The organism is Novosphingobium sp. BL-S-19 (genome assembly GCF_055521675.1).
Genome location: NZ_CM145498.1, coordinates 2,371,906 through 2,389,009 on the forward strand (window position 1 = coordinate 2,371,906; position 17,104 = coordinate 2,389,009).

Annotated in this window: 18 protein-coding genes; 10 read left to right on the plus strand and 8 right to left on the minus strand. The window is 63.5% G+C overall.

What is annotated here, in order from left to right:
- Positions 1-5: 5 nt before the first annotated feature.
- Entirely contained in the window at positions 6-329 is a 324-nt protein-coding gene (locus ACZ1JV_RS19340) for a hypothetical protein (RefSeq protein WP_465135370.1), read from the plus strand.
- A gap of 198 nt (positions 330-527) precedes the next feature.
- Here the strand turns inward: ACZ1JV_RS19340 and ACZ1JV_RS19345 are convergent, their stop codons facing one another.
- Complete coding sequence (locus tag ACZ1JV_RS19345) at positions 528-1,184, minus strand: DUF1345 domain-containing protein (RefSeq protein ID WP_465135371.1); 657 nt, start codon at positions 1,182-1,184, stop codon at positions 528-530.
- Between the two features lie 29 nt (positions 1,185-1,213).
- Positions 1,214-2,098, minus strand: coding sequence for a phosphoserine phosphatase SerB (serB, locus tag ACZ1JV_RS19350; protein ID WP_465150121.1), 885 nt, complete (start codon positions 2,096-2,098; stop codon positions 1,214-1,216).
- Between serB and miaA the strand changes: the two genes are divergently transcribed.
- From miaA to ACZ1JV_RS19395, 9 genes are all read left to right on the plus strand, one after another.
- The gene (miaA, locus tag ACZ1JV_RS19355) at positions 2,091-3,092 is read left to right on the plus strand and encodes a tRNA (adenosine(37)-N6)-dimethylallyltransferase MiaA (RefSeq protein WP_465150122.1); all 1,002 of its coding nucleotides are present in this window, start codon (positions 2,091-2,093) and stop codon (positions 3,090-3,092) included. The two genes, serB and miaA, sit on opposite strands and share 8 nt — an antisense overlap.
- A 216-nt stretch (positions 3,093-3,308) precedes the next feature.
- Positions 3,309-5,051: a biosynthetic-type acetolactate synthase large subunit gene (gene ilvB, locus ACZ1JV_RS19360; RefSeq protein WP_465150123.1), complete on the plus strand. Its 1,743-nt coding sequence runs from the start codon at positions 3,309-3,311 to the stop codon at positions 5,049-5,051.
- 25 nt (positions 5,052-5,076) lie between these two features.
- A complete protein-coding gene (gene ilvN, locus ACZ1JV_RS19365) occupies positions 5,077-5,595 on the plus strand; it encodes an acetolactate synthase small subunit (protein ID WP_465150124.1) in 519 nt (172 codons plus the stop codon).
- Between the two features lie 129 nt (positions 5,596-5,724).
- The gene (gene ilvC, locus ACZ1JV_RS19370) at positions 5,725-6,744 is read left to right on the plus strand and encodes a ketol-acid reductoisomerase (protein ID WP_465135376.1); all 1,020 of its coding nucleotides are present in this window, start codon (positions 5,725-5,727) and stop codon (positions 6,742-6,744) included.
- Between the two features lie 98 nt (positions 6,745-6,842).
- Positions 6,843-7,490, plus strand: coding sequence for a YceI family protein (locus ACZ1JV_RS19375; protein WP_465135377.1), 648 nt, complete (start codon positions 6,843-6,845; stop codon positions 7,488-7,490).
- A gap of 85 nt (positions 7,491-7,575) precedes the next feature.
- Positions 7,576-7,908, plus strand: a complete 333-nt coding sequence (locus tag ACZ1JV_RS19380) for an I78 family peptidase inhibitor (protein WP_465150125.1) — start codon at positions 7,576-7,578, stop codon at positions 7,906-7,908.
- An 83-nt stretch (positions 7,909-7,991) separates the two neighbouring features.
- A complete protein-coding gene (locus tag ACZ1JV_RS19385; RefSeq protein ID WP_465150126.1) occupies positions 7,992-8,615 on the plus strand; it encodes a TMEM175 family protein in 624 nt (207 codons plus the stop codon).
- A gap of 267 nt (positions 8,616-8,882) precedes the next feature.
- Positions 8,883-10,556, plus strand: coding sequence for a 2-isopropylmalate synthase (leuA, locus tag ACZ1JV_RS19390; RefSeq protein ID WP_465150127.1), 1,674 nt, complete (start codon positions 8,883-8,885; stop codon positions 10,554-10,556).
- A 184-nt stretch (positions 10,557-10,740) separates the two neighbouring features.
- Positions 10,741-11,598: a GGDEF domain-containing protein gene (locus ACZ1JV_RS19395; RefSeq protein ID WP_465150128.1), complete on the plus strand. Its 858-nt coding sequence runs from the start codon at positions 10,741-10,743 to the stop codon at positions 11,596-11,598.
- 82 nt (positions 11,599-11,680) lie between these two features.
- Here ACZ1JV_RS19395 and ACZ1JV_RS19400 read toward each other — a convergent pair whose 3' ends face one another.
- The 6 genes from ACZ1JV_RS19400 to ACZ1JV_RS19425 form a co-directional block, all read right to left on the minus strand.
- Complete coding sequence (locus ACZ1JV_RS19400; RefSeq protein ID WP_465135382.1) at positions 11,681-13,087, minus strand: NAD(P)H-dependent flavin oxidoreductase; 1,407 nt, start codon at positions 13,085-13,087, stop codon at positions 11,681-11,683.
- A gap of 71 nt (positions 13,088-13,158) precedes the next feature.
- On the minus strand, positions 13,159-13,914 hold the full coding sequence (locus ACZ1JV_RS19405; protein ID WP_465150129.1) for a class I SAM-dependent methyltransferase: 756 nt from the start codon (positions 13,912-13,914) through the stop codon (positions 13,159-13,161).
- 73 nt (positions 13,915-13,987) lie between these two features.
- Positions 13,988-15,115 carry a peptide chain release factor 2 gene (prfB, locus tag ACZ1JV_RS19410; RefSeq protein WP_465150130.1) on the minus strand — a complete coding sequence of 376 codons (1,128 nt, stop codon included), beginning with the start codon at positions 15,113-15,115 and terminating at the stop codon, positions 13,988-13,990.
- 150 nt (positions 15,116-15,265) lie between these two features.
- Positions 15,266-15,808: a peroxiredoxin gene (locus ACZ1JV_RS19415; RefSeq protein WP_465150131.1), complete on the minus strand. Its 543-nt coding sequence runs from the start codon at positions 15,806-15,808 to the stop codon at positions 15,266-15,268.
- A gap of 78 nt (positions 15,809-15,886) precedes the next feature.
- On the minus strand, positions 15,887-16,117 hold the full coding sequence (locus ACZ1JV_RS19420; protein WP_395394710.1) for a biotin/lipoyl-containing protein: 231 nt from the start codon (positions 16,115-16,117) through the stop codon (positions 15,887-15,889).
- Positions 16,118-16,222: 105 nt separating this feature from the next.
- Positions 16,223-17,095 (minus strand): acid phosphatase, encoded by an 873-nt coding sequence (locus ACZ1JV_RS19425; protein ID WP_465150132.1) that lies wholly within the window; start codon positions 17,093-17,095, stop codon positions 16,223-16,225.
- Between the last annotated feature and the right edge of the window lie 9 nt (positions 17,096-17,104).

Genomic DNA, 17,104 nt, shown 5'->3' on the forward strand with positions numbered 1-17,104 from the left:
ACGACATGCCCGAGAGCGTGTTCGTGGACATCGGTGAGGCCGGGCTTCGGATTCTGCCCGAGCCTTCGCCGGGCCTGCAGGCCGCGCACATTTTCACGACAAGTCACGCCGAGATGGAGAGCCTGCTCTCCGGTTTGCGCCGCACGATTGCCCCGGACGGTTTCGTCTGGGTGAGTTGGCCCAAGAAGGCATCCAAGGTCCCCACCGACATCACCGAGGATACGATCCGCGAAGTCTGCCTGCCGATGGGCTGGGTGGATGTGAAAGTCTGCGCGGTGGACGCGGTGTGGTCCGGCCTGAAGCTGATGATCCGCAAGGAACTGCGCTAGGCAGCGTTCGTAAAGCGTATACGTCCCCACTCCCCACCGACCTCCCCGCCAATAAAACACTCCGTCATCCCCGCGAAGGCGGGGATCCCGCTTGTTCTTCGCGGCAAGGAGGAAAGGAAGCGGGGGCCCCGCCTTCGCGGCGACGACATGTTGTGACGCGCAGCCAATTGCCGATCGATCCGCAATTCCGCCGCGAATTCACCCGCCGGTGGACGACGCCAGCACATTCACCGTCAGCGCCAGAATGCCAAGGTTGAATGCAAACGCGAACAACCCGTGAAACGTGGACACGCGCCGCACGCTCGTTTGCGTGATCTCGATATCGGCAGTCTGGCAGGTCATGCCGATCACGAAGGCAAAGTTCACGAAATCGGAAAAGTCCGGCACGCAGTCGCCGGGAAAATCCAGCCCCTCATGATCCCCGCCAGCGCGTGACGAGTAGTAGAGCCGCGCATAGTGGAAGGCGTAGATCAGATTGACGAACGTCCAGCAGGACAGCAGCGTCACGACCAGCAGCGCGATCTCGCCCGCCTTCAGGCTCTTGTTGTCGAGAACCAGCGTACCCAGCGCGGCAAGGATCACGGAAGTGATCACCGCCGTCAGCATCAGCAGCATGATCTGGCCGGCATCGTCCCGCCTGGCCTGCCGACGCATGATATCGGCATTTCCGTGGCGCCAGAGCGGCACGCAAGACAATACGAAGGCAATCACGCCAAGGTCGAACGCCGTGACTATCGCCTCTACGGCTGGCGCCAACGAAAGCAGCGGAACGACCGATATCGCCATCACGCCCAGAAACAACAGATAGCGGGGGTGCGACAGCCGGCTGAAGATCGTATCCCGCTCACCGGCCATTCGCATTCCCCCGCTTATCTATGGCCGGATCAGACCCGAACCCACTCCTGCTCGTCAATACCCAGCAGACGCAACACGCTGGTCAGGTCGCCCCGGTCGATCCAGCCATTGGCCGCCGCACGCGCCTTGGGCTTGGCGTGATAGGCAATGCCGTAAGTCGCCGCTTCCAGCATCGGAATATCGTTGGCGCCGTCACCGGTGGCAAGGCTGGTGACATCGCCGCCCAGCATCTCGATCTCGGCGAGCAGCGTCGCCTTCTTGACGGTGCTGTCGACGATCGGGCCATCGAGCCCGCCCGTCAGCTTGCCATCCTCGACCGCGAGACGGTTGCCGACGACATATTCGAAGCCCAGCGAAGCCGCCACCGGATCGGCGAAGTGATGGAAGCCACCGGTCACCAGCACGGTGCGGCAGCCGAACTTCTTCAGCGTCTCCACCAGGGTGCGCGCGCCCGGCATCGGGCGGATACGGCTGGCGAGGCATTCCTCGATCGCGTCGACCGAAAGGCCCTTGAGCAGGCCGACACGCTCACGCAGCGCCTGTTCGAAATCGAGCTCGCCCTGCATCGCCCGCTCGGTGATGTCGGCAATGCGCTCCTTCAGGCCGGCGAAGTCACCCAGTTCGTCGATGCATTCCTGCCCGATCATGGTCGAATCCATGTCGGAGATGAACAGGCCGGGGATCACCGGCTCATGATCGCAGACAAGGCCGTCGGTCGGCGCGAAATGGTCGTCCAGCGCCTTGCGCAGCGCCGCTGCATCGCTGTCCGGAGAGGCGATCTGCATCGTCTGTTCGCAGAAATCGAGCATCTCCGCAGAAGCTAGGCGCACGCCGCTTTCCTGCATTTCGGCACGGGCCGCATCGATTCTTGCCGAGAGGTGGTCCGGTTCTGCTATCAGCCGCGCAATGAGCACTGCGAATTCCCTTGAAGCTGCGTATGAAAATTCCACTGGCAGGCCTGCCGACGACAGCAGGCCACCGCTCGCGCTAATCGCAGGGCCGACTGCCAGCGGCAAGAGCGATTGTGCGGTCAGGCTGGGTCAGGAACTGGAACGGCGCGGCCGCCGCGCAATCGTGGTCAATGCCGACAGTTCGCAGGTCTATGCCGATCTGGCCGTCCTGAGCGCCCGGCCCCTGCCTGACGAAATGGGCGGGATCGAGCATCGCCTGTTCGGCGCATGGGATGGCGCAACCAGTTGTTCCGCCGCCGACTGGGCCAAGGCGGCGCGCGAAACCATCGCCGCAATTCATGCCGAAGGCGCGGTGCCGATCCTGGTCGGCGGCACCGGCCTCTATATCCGCACCCTATTGGACGGCATCGCACCTGTGCCGGAAATCGACGCGTCCGTGCGAGAGGCCGTGCGCGCCCTGCCCGTTTCCGAAGCCTATGCCGCGCTCCAGATCGAAGACCCGGAACGCGCCGCCCGCCTTGCCCCAGCCGACTCGGCCCGCGTGGCCCGCGCGCTTGAAGTCGTCCGCTCCACCGGAAAGCCACTCGCGCACTGGCAGGCGGAACTGACCGGCGGGATCGGCCACACCGTCAGCCTGTTCCCCGTCGTGCTCCTGCCCGAACGGCAGGCGCTCTATCGCCGCTGCGACTTGCGCTTCGAACGCATGATCGAACGCGGCGCGCTGGGCGAAGTGGAGGCTCTGCTGGCCCGCAATCTCGATCCGGACCTGCCGGTAATGCGCGCCATCGGTGTGCCCGAACTGGCGGGAGTCGTGCGCGAGGAATGGAGCCTGGATGACGCCATCGCCCGCGGCTCCCAGGCGACCCGCAATTACGCCAAGCGTCAGTTCACCTGGCTCCGCCACCAGCCGCCGCAAGAATGGGTCAGGCTTGAGTACGAAAATTTCGATCAAAAAACTCTTGAAGATAGATTATTTCAGGTTATGGGGTTGACGTAACATTTTCGTCCCCCTAGAGCCCGCATCGTCCTGCCGTGGAAGTGATGCAGGAGGAGAGGGAGACCCGGCACGGCGTCCGTCGTGTCGGGTCGGTTTCATTATAGTGCGCGAAACGGCGTACTAAGTGTTGTGTCATGCGGCAAAGAGCGTATCGAGCCGCAACATTCGAAGGCGCCCTACCCCCGGGGTCTGCCGAGAGTCGTAAAGGAACGTATTGTGACTGAAGAGCGCAGCGGCGCGAACATCCTGGTCGAAAGCCTGGTCAAGCAGGGAGTCGAATTCGTATTCGGTTACCCTGGCGGCGCCGTGCTACCGATCTACGATGCCCTCTTCGGTGACGAGCGACTTAGGCACATCCTCGTACGTCACGAGGCTGGTGCGGCTCACGCGGCCGAGGGTTATGCGCGTTCGACCGGCAAGCCCGGCGTCGTGCTCGTCACGTCAGGCCCGGGCGCGACCAATGCCGTCACCGGCATTGCCGATGCCTTCATGGATTCGATTCCGCTGGTCGTCATTACCGGACAGGTCCCCACCGGGCTGATCGGTTCGGACGCGTTCCAGGAAGCGGACACCGTCGGCATCTCGCGCCACTGCACCAAGCACAACTATCTCGTGAAGGATCCGGCAGACCTTGCCGCGATCATCGACGAGGCGTTCGAAATCGCCACTACCGGCCGCCCCGGCCCGGTGCTGATCGATATTCCCAAAGACGTGCAGATCGCGATGGCCCCGTGGCACGAAGGCCCGGTCCAGCGCCGCAAGCGCTACGATCCGCGCACCGAAGGCACGAGCGACGAAATCGCCGAAGCGGTCGAGATGATCGCCAAGGCCAAGGCTCCGGTGCTCTACACCGGCGGCGGCGTCATCAACTCCGGCCCGCGCGCCACTGCGCTGCTGCGTGAGCTTCAGGAAAAGACCGGCGCGCCGGTTACCTCCACGCTGATGGGTCTTGGCGCCTTCCCGGCCGACCATGCCGACTGGCTGGGTATGCTGGGCATGCACGGCACGTACGAAGCCAATCTGGCGATGAACCAGGCCGATCTCGTGATCTGCGTCGGCGCGCGTTTCGATGACCGCGTGACCGGCCGCCTCGACGCGTTCGCGCCGAATTCGAAGAAGATCCACATCGACATCGACCGCGCCTCTATCAACAAGACCGTGCGCGTCGACCTGCCGATCATCGGCGACTGCGCGACCGTTCTGGCGCAGATCCTTGAGCTGTGGGGCAACCGCAAGCCGCAGGATCTGGCGCCGTGGAAGGCGCGTGTCGAAACGTGGCGTGAGAAGAAGAGCCTCTCCTTCCCGGAGAATCGCAACGCGATCATGCCGCAGCTCGCGATCCAGCGCCTGTTCGAACTGAGCAAGGACAAGGATCCGATCATCTCGACCGAGGTGGGCCAGCATCAGATGTGGGCGGCCCAGCACTTCCACTTCTTCGGTCCGAACAAGTGGCTGACCTCGGGCGGTCTCGGCACGATGGGCTATGGCCTGCCTGCCGCGATCGGCGCGCAGCTTGGCAATCCGGACAGCCTCGTCGTCGATATCGCCGGCGATGCCTCGATCCAGATGAACATCCAGGAACTGGGCACCGCCACGCAGTATCGCCTGCCGGTGAAGATCTTCATCCTCAACAACGAGTGGATGGGCATGGTCCGCCAGTGGCAGGAACTCACTTATGAGAGCCGCTACTCGCAGTCCTATTCGGACAGCCTGCCGGACTTCGTGAAGCTGGCCGAGGCATACGGCTGGAAGGGTATCCGCATCGAGAACGAGAGCGAACTCGATGCCGGCATCCAGGCGATGATCGACTACGACGGCCCCGTCATCGTCGATTGCCTGGTCGCCAAGGAATCCAACTGCTTCCCGATGATCCCCTCGGGCGCATCGCATGTCGAAATGATCCTCTACGGCGATACCGTCGCCGGCACGATGGACGATGCCGCCAAGGCGCTGGTCTGAGACCGCGAGAGATCAGAGAAAAATCATGATGCATATCAAGCACGAAGCCGAGGAACGGCACGTCCTGACCGTGACGGTCGACAACGAGGCCGGCATTCTCGCCAAGATCGCGGGCCTGTTCACCGCGCGCGGCTACAACATCGACAGCCTGACCGTGGCCGACATTACCGAGAACCACTCGGTAAGCCGCATCACCATCGTGACGCACGGCCCGCCCAGCCAGATCGACCAGATCCACGCCCAGCTTGAGCGTCTGGTGCCGGTGCACAAGGTGACCGATCTTACCGAAGTCGGCCCTTACGTGCAGCGCGAACTGGCACTGATCAAGGTGACGGGCGTGGGCGAAAAGCGGGTGGAAGTCCTGCGCATCGCCGACGTGTTCCGCGCCCGCCCGGTGGACACCACCACCAGCAGCTTCATTTTCGAACTGACCGGCGCACCGGACAAGATCGACAGTTTCGTGGCGCTGATGCGCGAACTCGGCCTTGTCGAGGTCGGCCGCACCGGCATCGTCGCCATGATCCGTGGGCCCGAAGGCGCCTGACGGAAACCCATACCTCCAGCCCCTGAAAGACTTGGGCGCTGGAATTGAACCACGCGCTGCAAGGCGCACCCCAAATCCGGCCCAGCCTCTCAAGCGATCGAGGGGCCGGGTCCTCGAAAGGATAGTACGATGAAGGTCTATTACGACGCCGATTGCGACATCAACCTGATCACCAGCAAGAAGGTCGCGATCCTCGGCTACGGCAGCCAGGGCCACGCCCACGCGCAGAACCTGCGCGATTCGGGCGTCAAGGAAGTGGCCATCGCGCTGCGTCCGGGTTCGCCCTCTGCCAAGAAGGCTGAAGGCGCCGGCTTCAAGGTGCTCGCCAACGCCGAAGCGGCCGCATGGGCCGACGTTCTCATGATCCTCGCCCCCGACGAGCATCAGGCCGCGATCTACGCCGCCGACATTCATGAGAACCTGAAGCCCGGCGCGGCGCTGGCCTTCGCCCACGGCCTGAACGTCCACTTCGGCCTGATCGAGCCCCGCGCCGACATCGACGTGATCATGATCGCGCCGAAGGGCCCGGGCCACACCGTTCGCGGCGAATACGTGAAGGGCGGCGGCGTGCCCTGCCTCGTCGCGATCCACCAGGACGTGACCGGCAACGCGCAGGACGTGGCTCTGGCCTACGCTTCGGGCGTCGGCGGCGGCCGTTCGGGCATCATCGAAACCAACTTCCGCGAGGAATGCGAAACCGACCTGTTCGGTGAGCAGGCCGTGCTCTGCGGCGGCACCACCGCGCTGGTCCAGGCTGGCTTCGAAACGCTGGTGGAAGCCGGCTACGCGCCGGAAATGGCCTACTTCGAATGCCTCCACGAGCTGAAGCTGATCGTCGACCTGATGTATGAAGGCGGCATCGCCAACATGCGCTACTCGATCTCGAACACCGCCGAATACGGCGACATCAAGACCGGTCCGCGCATCATCACCGAAGAGACCAAGAAGGAAATGAAGCGCGTTCTGGAAGATATCCAGTCGGGCCGTTTCGTGAAGGACTTCGTGCTGGACAACCGCGCCGGCCAGCCGGAACTGAAGGCTTCGCGCATCGCCGCCAAGCGTCACCCGATCGAGGAAACCGGTTCCAAGCTGCGCGCCATGATGCCCTGGATCGGCGCCAACGCGCTGGTGGACAAGGAAAAGAACTGATCGGATTTTAATCCGGTTACGCAATTCCCCGTTTGACGGTGAAGCGAAGGCGGCGCAGAAATGCGCCGCCTTTTTCTTTGCCTTAATGGGAGTTGCCCATGCGTCCTTCGTTCATTGCGTTCCCGCTTGCCGTCGCAGCCGCTATCGCAGCCCCCGTCATTGCCCAGCCCGGCCCCGGTGGCCCCGGCGGCCGGATGGAAATGCTTCACGGCGCCGGCACTCCGGCCGATGTGAAAGCCGGCACTTACGCGGTTGAGCCCGCGCATACGCAGGTAACCTTCAGCGTCTCGCACATGGGCATTTCGCCTTTCGCCGGCACCTTCTCCGGTGCCAGCGGCTCGATGACGCTCGATCCCAAGAACCTTGGCGCCACCAAGCTCAGCGTCACCATCCCCACCTCGTCGGTGCAGACGACCAGTTCCAAGCTTTCCGAAGAACTCGTCAGCGCCGACTGGCTGGACGCCGCCAAGTTCCCCACCGCGACCTTTGTCGCCACCTCGGTCACGCCGCGCGGGCCTGACTCGGCGGCGATCGACGGTACCCTGACGCTCCACGGCGTCAGCAAGCCGATCACGATCATGGCGCATTTCTTCGGCGCCGCCGCAAACCCGATGAGCAAGAAGGACTCCATCGGCTTCCTCGCTCGCGCGATGATCAAGCGTTCGGATTTCGGCGTTTCCAAGTACGTGCCGCTGGTCTCGGACGAAACGGTGCTGGTGATCAACGCTGCCTTCGAAAAGCAGTAACTTTTCGCGCCGTGCGGGCCGTCATCGACTGTTGCGGCATTTTGTAGCATTCTCCCTTCAGGCAAAATTCCGATGGGAGAATGGCATGATGCGCAAATCGACCACGATGATGGCCCTCACGGCAGGCCTGATGGCCCTTTCCGCCTGCACCACCGCCAAGAGCGATAAAGTGGCCGAAACCACGCCCCCGGCGGAAGCGCCGCCCTCGATGGAACCCAATTGCGGTGCCGAGCAGTACGCCGCCTATGTCGGCCAGCCTGCCAGCGACGAAGTGATCGCCGCCATCACCCGCTCGCGCGGAGACAAGCCGATGCGCGTCATCAAGCCGGGCATGGCCGTGACGATGGACTACATGCCAGAGCGGCTGAACGTGCAGGTGGGCGATGACGGCAAGATCAAGGGCTTCAATTGCACCTGATTCCGGGGCCAAACTCTGGTGCTGGACTTGATCCTGATCCCTGCCTCATCCAAGCATGAGGACAGGTGATCAGCAGGGGCCCCATGACCGAAGCCAACGATATCGAACGCGAAGACAGCCTGACGCGGGTGGAGGCGTTTTCCGACGGCGTTCTGGCGATCATCATCACCATCATGGTGCTGGAACTGAAGACCCCGGTGACCGAAGGGCTTTCGGCGCTCTGGCCGCTATGGCCGATCTTCATCGCCTATGTGCTGAGCTATGCCTACGTCGCGATCTACTGGGTGAACCATCACCGCCTGCTCAGCCATGCCCGCGTGGTGACGAGCGGACTGCTTTGGGCGAACATGCTACTGCTGTTCACGCTCTCGCTGATCCCCTTCTCCACCGCCTATCTGGGCGAGCATCACTTCAGCCGCGAGGCGACGCTGCTCTATCTGGTCACCATGACGGTGCCGGCGCTCGCCTACGTCCTGCTGCAGGGCCGGATCGCCGCCACCGGCGCGCAAACCTCGGCCAGCCGCCGCTATCACAAGGCGTCGCACCGCAAGGGACTGGCCGCGGCGGCGGTCTATGCCCTTGGCATTCCGCTGACATTCGTGTCGCCCTGGCTGGGCGTCGCCAGTGCGGCGCTGGTCGCGGTGTTCTGGATGCTGCCGTGGAGCGGGCTGGATCGCCTGTTCCTCGATCGCCAACCGCCCGCCTGACGAACTGCGGGGTTTGCCGGCAAGTTTGTTGCGCCACGAACCCCATAGATCGCAACAGGATGGGCCTTTTCGCTTTACAAGCATCCACTCAATGCGCATAGGCACCCGCATGATCTTTCGTCTTGGCCTTACCCTGCGACTTACACGCCCTTGGGCGTGAGTTGACGCGTCGGTCCTGCGGCGCGCTCGGCGCTCAAGGGGACCCTGCCAGAACGGGCCGGAATATCGGCCCACCCGACGAAGACGAAAATCCGAGCGAGAATACCCATGACCATGCTGCAAGACCCTTCGGTCAAGTACCGCCCTTTCCCGCAGATCGACCTGCCGAACCGCCAGTGGCCCTCGCAGGTCATCACCAAGGCGCCGCGCTGGCTCTCTACCGACCTGCGCGACGGCAATCAGGCGCTGATCGATCCGATGGGCGCGGAGAAGAAGAACCGCTTCTTCGATCTGCTGGTCAAAGTGGGCCTCAAGGAAATCGAGGTCGGCTTCCCCTCTGCCGGCGCCACCGAATACGACTTCATTCGCGGACTGGTCGATAACGACCGTATTCCCGAAGACGTGCTGGTGCAGGTGCTGACCCAGTCGCGCGAAGATCTGATCAGCCGCTCTTTCGAGAGTCTGGCCGGCGTCCATTCGGCGATCGTCCACCTCTACAACGCGGTATCGCCGCTGTGGCGCACCGTGGTGTTCGGCATGGAGCCGCACGAGATCAAGGGCATCGCCACAAGCGGCGCAAAGATCCTGCGCGATCAGGCCGCGAAGTATCCGCAGACCAAGTGGCAGTCCGAATACTCGCCAGAGACGTTCTCGACCGCCGAACTCGATTTCTCGATCGAGGTTTGCGAAGCGGTGATGGATATCCTGCAGCCGACGCCGGAAAACCCGATCATCCTGAACCTGCCGGCCACGGTCGAGGCAGCAACGCCCAACGTCTACGCCGACCAGATCGAGTATTTCTGCCGCAACCTCCCGAACCGCGATGCAGCGGTGATCTCGCTGCACACGCATAACGACCGCGGCACCGGCGTCGCTGCCGCCGAACTGGGCCTGATGGCCGGCGCGGACCGCGTGGAAGGCTGCCTGTTCGGCAATGGCGAGCGTACCGGCAACTGCTGCCTCGTCACCGTGGCGCTGAACATGTACACGCAGGGCGTGAACCCGGGCCTGGACTTCTCGGACATCGACGAAGTGATCCAGACCGTGGAGTACTGCAACCAGCTGAAGGTCGCAGAGCGCCATCCCTATGGCGGCGAACTGGTCTTCACCGCCTTCTCCGGCAGCCATCAGGACGCCATCAAGAAGGGCTTCGCCGCGCAGGAAAAGCGGAACGACGAACTCTGGGCCGTACCCTACCTGCCGATCGACCCCGCCGATCTGGGCCGCGATTACGAAGCGGTGATCCGCGTCAACTCGCAGTCCGGCAAGGGCGGTTTCGCCTGGGTGATCGAGCAGGATCAGGGCCTGAAACTGCCCAAGCGCATGCAGGCACACTTCTCCAAGCACGTGCAGAACCTGGCCGATGAACTGGGCCGCGAACTGCAGGCTTCGGATATCTGGGAAGTGTTCAAGCAGGCCTACCGCCTCGACGATCCGCAGCACTTCGCGCTGATCGATTACGAGGAAGCCAAGCGCCCTGACGGCACCCGCGTCTTCGCTGGCAAGATCGGCGTGGACGGCAAGGAGCAGACCGTTTCGGGTCGCGGCAACGGGTTGATCTCCTCGGTCACCGCAACGCTGGCCGAAAGCTTCGGCGTCAGCCTGGAAGTGCGCGACTATGCCGAGCACTCGATGGGCAAAAGCTCCGACGCGCGCGCCGCCGCCTATGTGGAATGCGTGACGCCGGACGGGCGCACCATCTGGGGCGTGGGCATCGACGAGGACGTGGCCACCGCTTCCGTCCGCGCCGTGCTCAGCGCTGCCAACGAAGCGCGAATCTGATATTCACCGAACGCCGGGGATGGATTTCGTCCCCGGCGATTCGCGTTACCAAGAAACATAACCGCACGGCTGACCACGCGGCGTACACGGCTGGTCTGGCAATCATGGCTTAACCGTGTTTTTTGGGGTTTCATTTAGAACTGCTGTCAATCTACCCCGAAAAACGTAGCAATATCGGGTGCCTATGCAGTTCTACCTTGCAACCTCATTCATCTTTCCCCGCTCCCTGCGACTGAGGCTTTTCACCCTCTGCTTCGTCGCCACTCATCTGCCGTTGATCGGTTACTGCATCTGGGGATTTTCGACCGGGCGCATCGCCCTTGCCGAATTCGTGCTGCTCACGCTGGCGACCGTCACCGGCACCGCGTTGGCCCTGTTCGGCATCGGCGCGCTGCTTAATCCGATCCACGCATTGGCAGCCGCGCTCAGCAACGAGGAAGAGCCTGCCCCGCTTACTGAAGTGGGCGATGTGATCCAGACGCTCTATGCCGGCGTCCACCGCGCTGCCACGGTCGCCAGCACGCAGATGAAAGACCTGAGCATCGCGGCGCTTGAAGATCCGCTGACCGGCATTGCCAATCGCCGCGGCTTCCTCGACCAGTTGGCAGCCCTCGCGCCCGACCAGCGCAAAGGCTGCGTCGCTATCGTCGACATCGACTTCTTCAAGCAGGTGAACGACCGCCTGGGCCACGATCAGGGCGACCGTGTGCTCTGCGCCTTTGCCGATCGCCTATCTGCCCAGATCCGCCGCGTGGACGCGGTCGCACGCTGGGGCGGTGAGGAATTCGCGATCCTGTTCCGCGACAGTCTTGAGGAAGAGGCCGACTGGATCCTCTCCCGGATCGCCACGCAAATGCGCCAGGATCCCATCGGCGACGTCGATGGCCGCCAGATCACGTTCTCGGCCGGGCTTTGCCGCTGGGATGGCGGCGACATCGAAGACGCCATCCACCTGGCCGATCAGGCGCTCTATGATGCCAAACGCGCGGGGCGCGATCGCATCTGCCGCGCCAATCACAGCCGAACCGGCATCACCGGCTGAACTCGGCCACGTCAGCGGACATGAAAAAAGGGCGGCCCGATGGCCGCCCTTTTCGCATCTGCCTGCAGTGCTGGTCCGAAAATCAGTCGCCCGTCAGGATGCGGTCGACCAGTTCCTTCACGGTGGGCGTGAAGCCGTTCGAATAGAACGGGTCCTGCTTGAACTTGTACGCGGCGTGGCCGGCGAACATCAGGTTCTGATCGACCGGACCGCCATGGGCGATGTCCTGAAGCGTCTTCTGGATGCAGAAGCTGCGCGGATCGGCAAGGCGGCCGGTGGTGTAATCGTCATGGTCCTTCCACGACGAGAAACCGCAGTGCGACAGGCAGCCCATGCAATCGGCCTGATCCTGACGGATCTCGTCACGCTCGGCCGGGTTCACGAAGATGATCGTGTCGTCCGGCGTGCGCAGGCCATCGGTGAAGCCCTGTGCCGACCACGAACGCGCACGGTCCAGATCCTTCGGGGCAACCCAGAAGTTCTTGCCTTTCACGCCGACGTCGAGACGCACGGTGTGCTCACCCGCTTCGACCTTCGAGTAGGGAATCTGACGCTCCGAACGCGCTTCTAGATTGCGCAGGAACGGATTTCGCACGGCCGAGGAGTAGAAACCGGTCGGCGAGAAGCGGTGAAGCAGCACATCGCCGGGCTCCAGCGTGCGCAGATGCTCCTTCCACTCCATCGGGATCGGGCTTTCCTTGGTCAGCAGCGGACGCGTGCCGTACTGGAAAGCGATCGATCCGAGCTCCGGATTGTCGATCCAGTTTTCCCAATCGCGCAGGAACCACACGCCGCCCGCCATGACGATCGGCACCGCGTCCGAAATGCCTTCGGCGCGCATGGTTTCGCGCAGGGCCTTCACGCGGGGGTACGGATCTTCCGGCTTCAGCGGATCTTCGGCGTTCGACAGGCCATTGTGGCCACCGGCCAGCCAGGGGTCTTCATAGACCACCGCGGCCATCAGGTCCGAAACCTTGTGATACGCACGCTTCCAAAGCGCGCGGAACGCGCGGGCGGAGCTGACGATCGGCAGGTAGTTGACGTTGAAGCGGGCCGCGATCTCGGACAGCTTGTAGGGCATGCCCGCGCCGCAGGTAACGCCGGCGACCATACCCTTGGTCTTTTCCAGCACGCCTTCCAGCACGGCCTGCGCGCCGCCCATTTCCCACAGCACGTTGATATTGATCGCGCCGTTGCCGTTCGAGATCTCATACGCACGGCGCACCTGCTCGACCGCGCCGTCGATGGCATAGTCGATCAGTTCCTGGTGGCGTTCCTTGCGGGTGAGCGCGCGGTAGATCTGGGGGACGATCTTGCCTTCCGCATCATAGCTGTCCGCATTGACGGCACTGACGGTGCCGATGCCGCCAGCCGCCGCCCAGGCGCCCGAGCTCATGTGGTTGGTCGCGGCAACGCCCTTGCCGCCCTCAACGAGCGGCCAGACTTCGCGTCCACCATAGACAATCGGCTTGAGACCCTTGAAACCCATCTTCTCTTTCAACTTTCCCCCGGCGCGGCGGGTCGATCAGACCTGCCTTATACGCCCTGTGTGACTGACGCTCACCTGTTTTGCGTCGTGGATTTGCCGGATAGTCGACACGGCACGATACTGGCCGGATCGGGCCGCTCCCCGGTGGCTTCGAACTGTGCGAGATAGCCTTGAAGCTCCGGCTTACGGACAAATTCCGTCAAGCGGAAGCCCACTGCGCCAAATTCGCAGAAAAGCAGCTGTGGCGGGATGCCATGCCTGTCGCTCGACCGATCTGCCTCCACCACCACGACCTTGCCGCCGGGCCGCAGCGCCGGCCACAGCCGCCAGAGGAAGGCATATGGCTCGCTCACTTCGTGATAGACGTGGACGAGGAAGATACGATCGAAACTGTTTTCCGGCAGACTGGGATCATCGATCTTGCCCAGCTTGATGGACACATTATCGAGCTGTTCGCGCAGCACGCGCTGACCCAGGCGTTCGTTGGCGGCGTGGTCGATATCCTCGGCCAGCACCCTGCCCTTGGCGCCCACCCGCTTGGCAAGGCGGACCGTGTAATACCCCTCACCCGCGCCGATATCGGCGACGGTCATGCCCGGCGCGATGCGGGCAAGATCCATCACGACTTCGGCTTCGTGCAAGGAATCGCGCTGGATTTCGCTGCCGAAATCACTGTCGCTGGCCTTGGAGACCGGCCGGTCCGCTACCGGAAAGGCGCGCGCCGTCTCCGGCCGCCCATCATCAGGCGCCTTCTGGTGGCACGCCGCCAGCGCCAGCAAAAATGCCAGCGAAGCGGTTCGTCCGAAAGGGGAACGGGGCAAACGCATGCGGCCCTTTAGCGGTTCGGCCCGCGCTTGGCAAAACAGTCTGCCGCAAGCGCCGGGCCTGTCCCGCTACGGATCAGTCGACGTCTTCGACTTCGACCTTTTCACCCGTCACGCGCTGGGAAAGCGCGGCGGCCATGAAGGGGTCGAGCGCGCCGTCGAGCACGTCACCCGGCGCGGTGGAAACCACGCCGGTGCGCAGGTCCTTCACCTGCTGATAGGGCTGGAGAACGTAGGAACGGATCTGGTGGCCCCAGCCGATATCGCTCTTCGAGGCATGTTCCGCGCTCGCCGCTTCCTCGCGCTTGCGCATTTCTTCCTCGAACAGGCGCGCCTTCAGCATGCCCATGGCGATTTCGCGGTTCTTGTGCTGCGAACGGTCGATCTGGCTCGCCACGACGATGCCCGAAGGCGCGTGGGTAATACGCACCGCCGAGTCCGTGGTGTTAACGTGCTGACCACCCGCACCCGACGCGCGATAGGTATCGATCTTCAGGTCGGCCGGATTGATGTCGATCTCGAAGCTGTCGTCGATCACCGGGTATACCCAGACCGACGAGAAGCTGGTGTGGCGGCGCGCCGAGCTGTCATAGGGGCTGATGCGGACCAGGCGGTGGACGCCGCTCTCGGTCTTGGCATAGCCATAGGCGTTCTCGCCCTTGATCAGCAGCGTGCAGCTCTTGATGCCCGCGGCTTCACCGGCGTGATAGTCCACCAGTTCCACCTTGTAGCCATGACGCTCCGCCCAGCGCGTATACATGCGCTGGAGCATCTCGGCCCAGTCCTGGCTCTCGGTACCGCCGGCACCGGCGTGAACTTCAAGGTAGGTATCGTTGGCGTCGGCCTCGCCCGAAAGCAGTGCGGTCACCTTGTCGTGATCGGCACGCTCGGCCAATGCCGCCAGGGCCGCGATACCTTCGTTGATGGTATCCTCGTCGCCTTCCATCTCGCCCAGTTCGACGAACTCGATGGCGTCCCGCATCTCGCGGCTGATCTCGTTCACCGCGCCGATCGAGGCTTCAAGACGGCGACGTTCCTTCATCACCGCTTCGGCTTCCTTGGGCTTGTCCCACAGGGTGGGATCTTCGACGCGCGCGTTCAGCTCGTCGAACCGGCGCAGGGCGCGGTCCCAATCGAGGAACTTGCGGACCAGCGCGAGGGCCTTCTCGATACGCGCAATGTGGGCCTGCCCTTCGGCACGCATGACTTGAAACTCCCAAGAAACGAGCGCCGCGCATAGCGCAGTGGCGACGTAAGTAAAGCACGCGCGACGCCGGATACCGGCGCACGACACGGGAAAGCGGCGCTATTACCCGCTGATGGGGGTACTGTTCAAGTGCCGTGAAGGGCTCTCTCAGCCCTTCAGCTTCTTAACCGCCTCAAGCGTCAGCTTCACATGGTCGCGGTAGTCGAGGTCGGAATGGACCATCACGATCTTGCCGTCCTGCGCGATCACATAGCTGGTGCGATCGGTCATGCCCGCCGGCGCGCCTTCGCGCTTCAGCGCGACGTCATAGGCCTTGATCACCGCCGGCGTGGCGACGGCCACCGCGAACTTGTCCCGGCAAGCCTCGGTCGAGAATTTCTGGAGCGTGGGCAGATCGTCGTTCGACATGCCGACCACGGTCGCGCCCAGCTTGGCGAAATCCTCGGTCGCATCAGCGAAGGCGTGCGCTTCCAGCGTGCAGCCCTGCGTGAAGGCCTTGGGGTAGAAGTAGAGGACGACCGGCCCCTTCTTCAGCGCCGCCTTGAGATCGAACGACATGACCTTGCCGCCCTTCGCGCCCTGCGTCGAAAAGGCGGGAGCCTTGGCACCGACCGGCAGCGCCGCATCGGCCGCACCAGCGGAGAAAGCGAGGGCCAGAACGGCGGCGACGGCGGGAAGAGTCTTGCGCATGGCGCGCAATCTGAACCTCGGAAGGGAACCTGTCCAGCCCCCTTCCCTGTTCCGATTATCGGATGAATTTACCGCAGCTTACTCGATGTAGCCGAGGACGGTTCCGACCTCGTAAGTCTCGCCGATGGCGGCAACGATCTTGAGCGTGCCGGAAGCAGGCGCCTCAACCTCGTTGGTGGACTTGTCGGCTTCCAGAGAGAACAGCGGCTGGCCTTCGGCAACCTGGTCCCCATCGTTGGCGAGCCACTCTGCGATCTGTCCCTCCTGCATGGAGAAGCCGATCTTGGGGAGCAGGATTTCAACGGCCATGGTCTTTCTCGATCCTTTACGAATATCTTTGTCCGTTGCCTATCGCGCGCCCGCGCACCGGCATAGGGCCGACGATGCGGGCGCGTGCAGGTTTCGCCGGTACGATCACATCGCCAGTGCCGCGTTTTCTCGCGCGCAGTCCGGCACGGGCAGAGAAGCACGCTTTTCCGCCAGTTCCGCACGCGCGGCAGCAACATCGGCAGCAAAGGCCGGTTCCGCATTGAGACGGGCGAAGACGGTGGCGGCAACGATCCGCCCTTCCTCGATATCGCTCAACCAGTGGACGTTGCAGATCCTGCGGCTCTCCCCGAAGGCACGGCCGCGCGCAACCAGTTCGCCGGCACGATCGGGCACGAGATCGGCAAGGATCAGCCCCATGCCAAAGCCGATGGCGCTGTGGCCGGATGGGTAGGACCCGTCCTTGCGCAGGATCGCCTCCTGATCGGGCGTGCAGGTCGCCTTGCCGTTCTCCATGAACGGACGCGCGCGCTGGTAACGGTTCTTGGTTGGATAGCTGGCAAGCCCGAAGTCCATCATCGCCTTGAGCAGCAGCGTCTGAACCTTGGGCGTGGTGTCGGCACCGATGCGGAAGCCGGCGGCGCAGGAGAATGTGTCGGTGACTTTCGGCGTGAAGAGATCGGCATCGATCTTCGCCTGTTCCCAGCGCGGCGTTCCCTGCATGGCGATGGCGGCCTTCGCGGCCTCCTCGTCACGCGCCTTGGCTGCGGAGCCGGGCGCAGGCGGTGCCGGGTTGTAGAGCAGGCTGTTCGGCGCGCCGCCGCGCGGGAGATAGCTGCCGTGGCGCATGATCTCCGCCATGGCCGCCTTGGCGGCATCAGGCAGGGAAGCGGAAGCGGGTGCCTGCCCTTGAGCGGGTACGGGTGCCGCGACTTGCGCTTGGCCTATGGCCATGCCCGCGGCCCCAGCCGCGATTGCGATCACTCCGCAGATACTCGCTGCCAGCTTTGCGCCCTTCATTGCCGATCT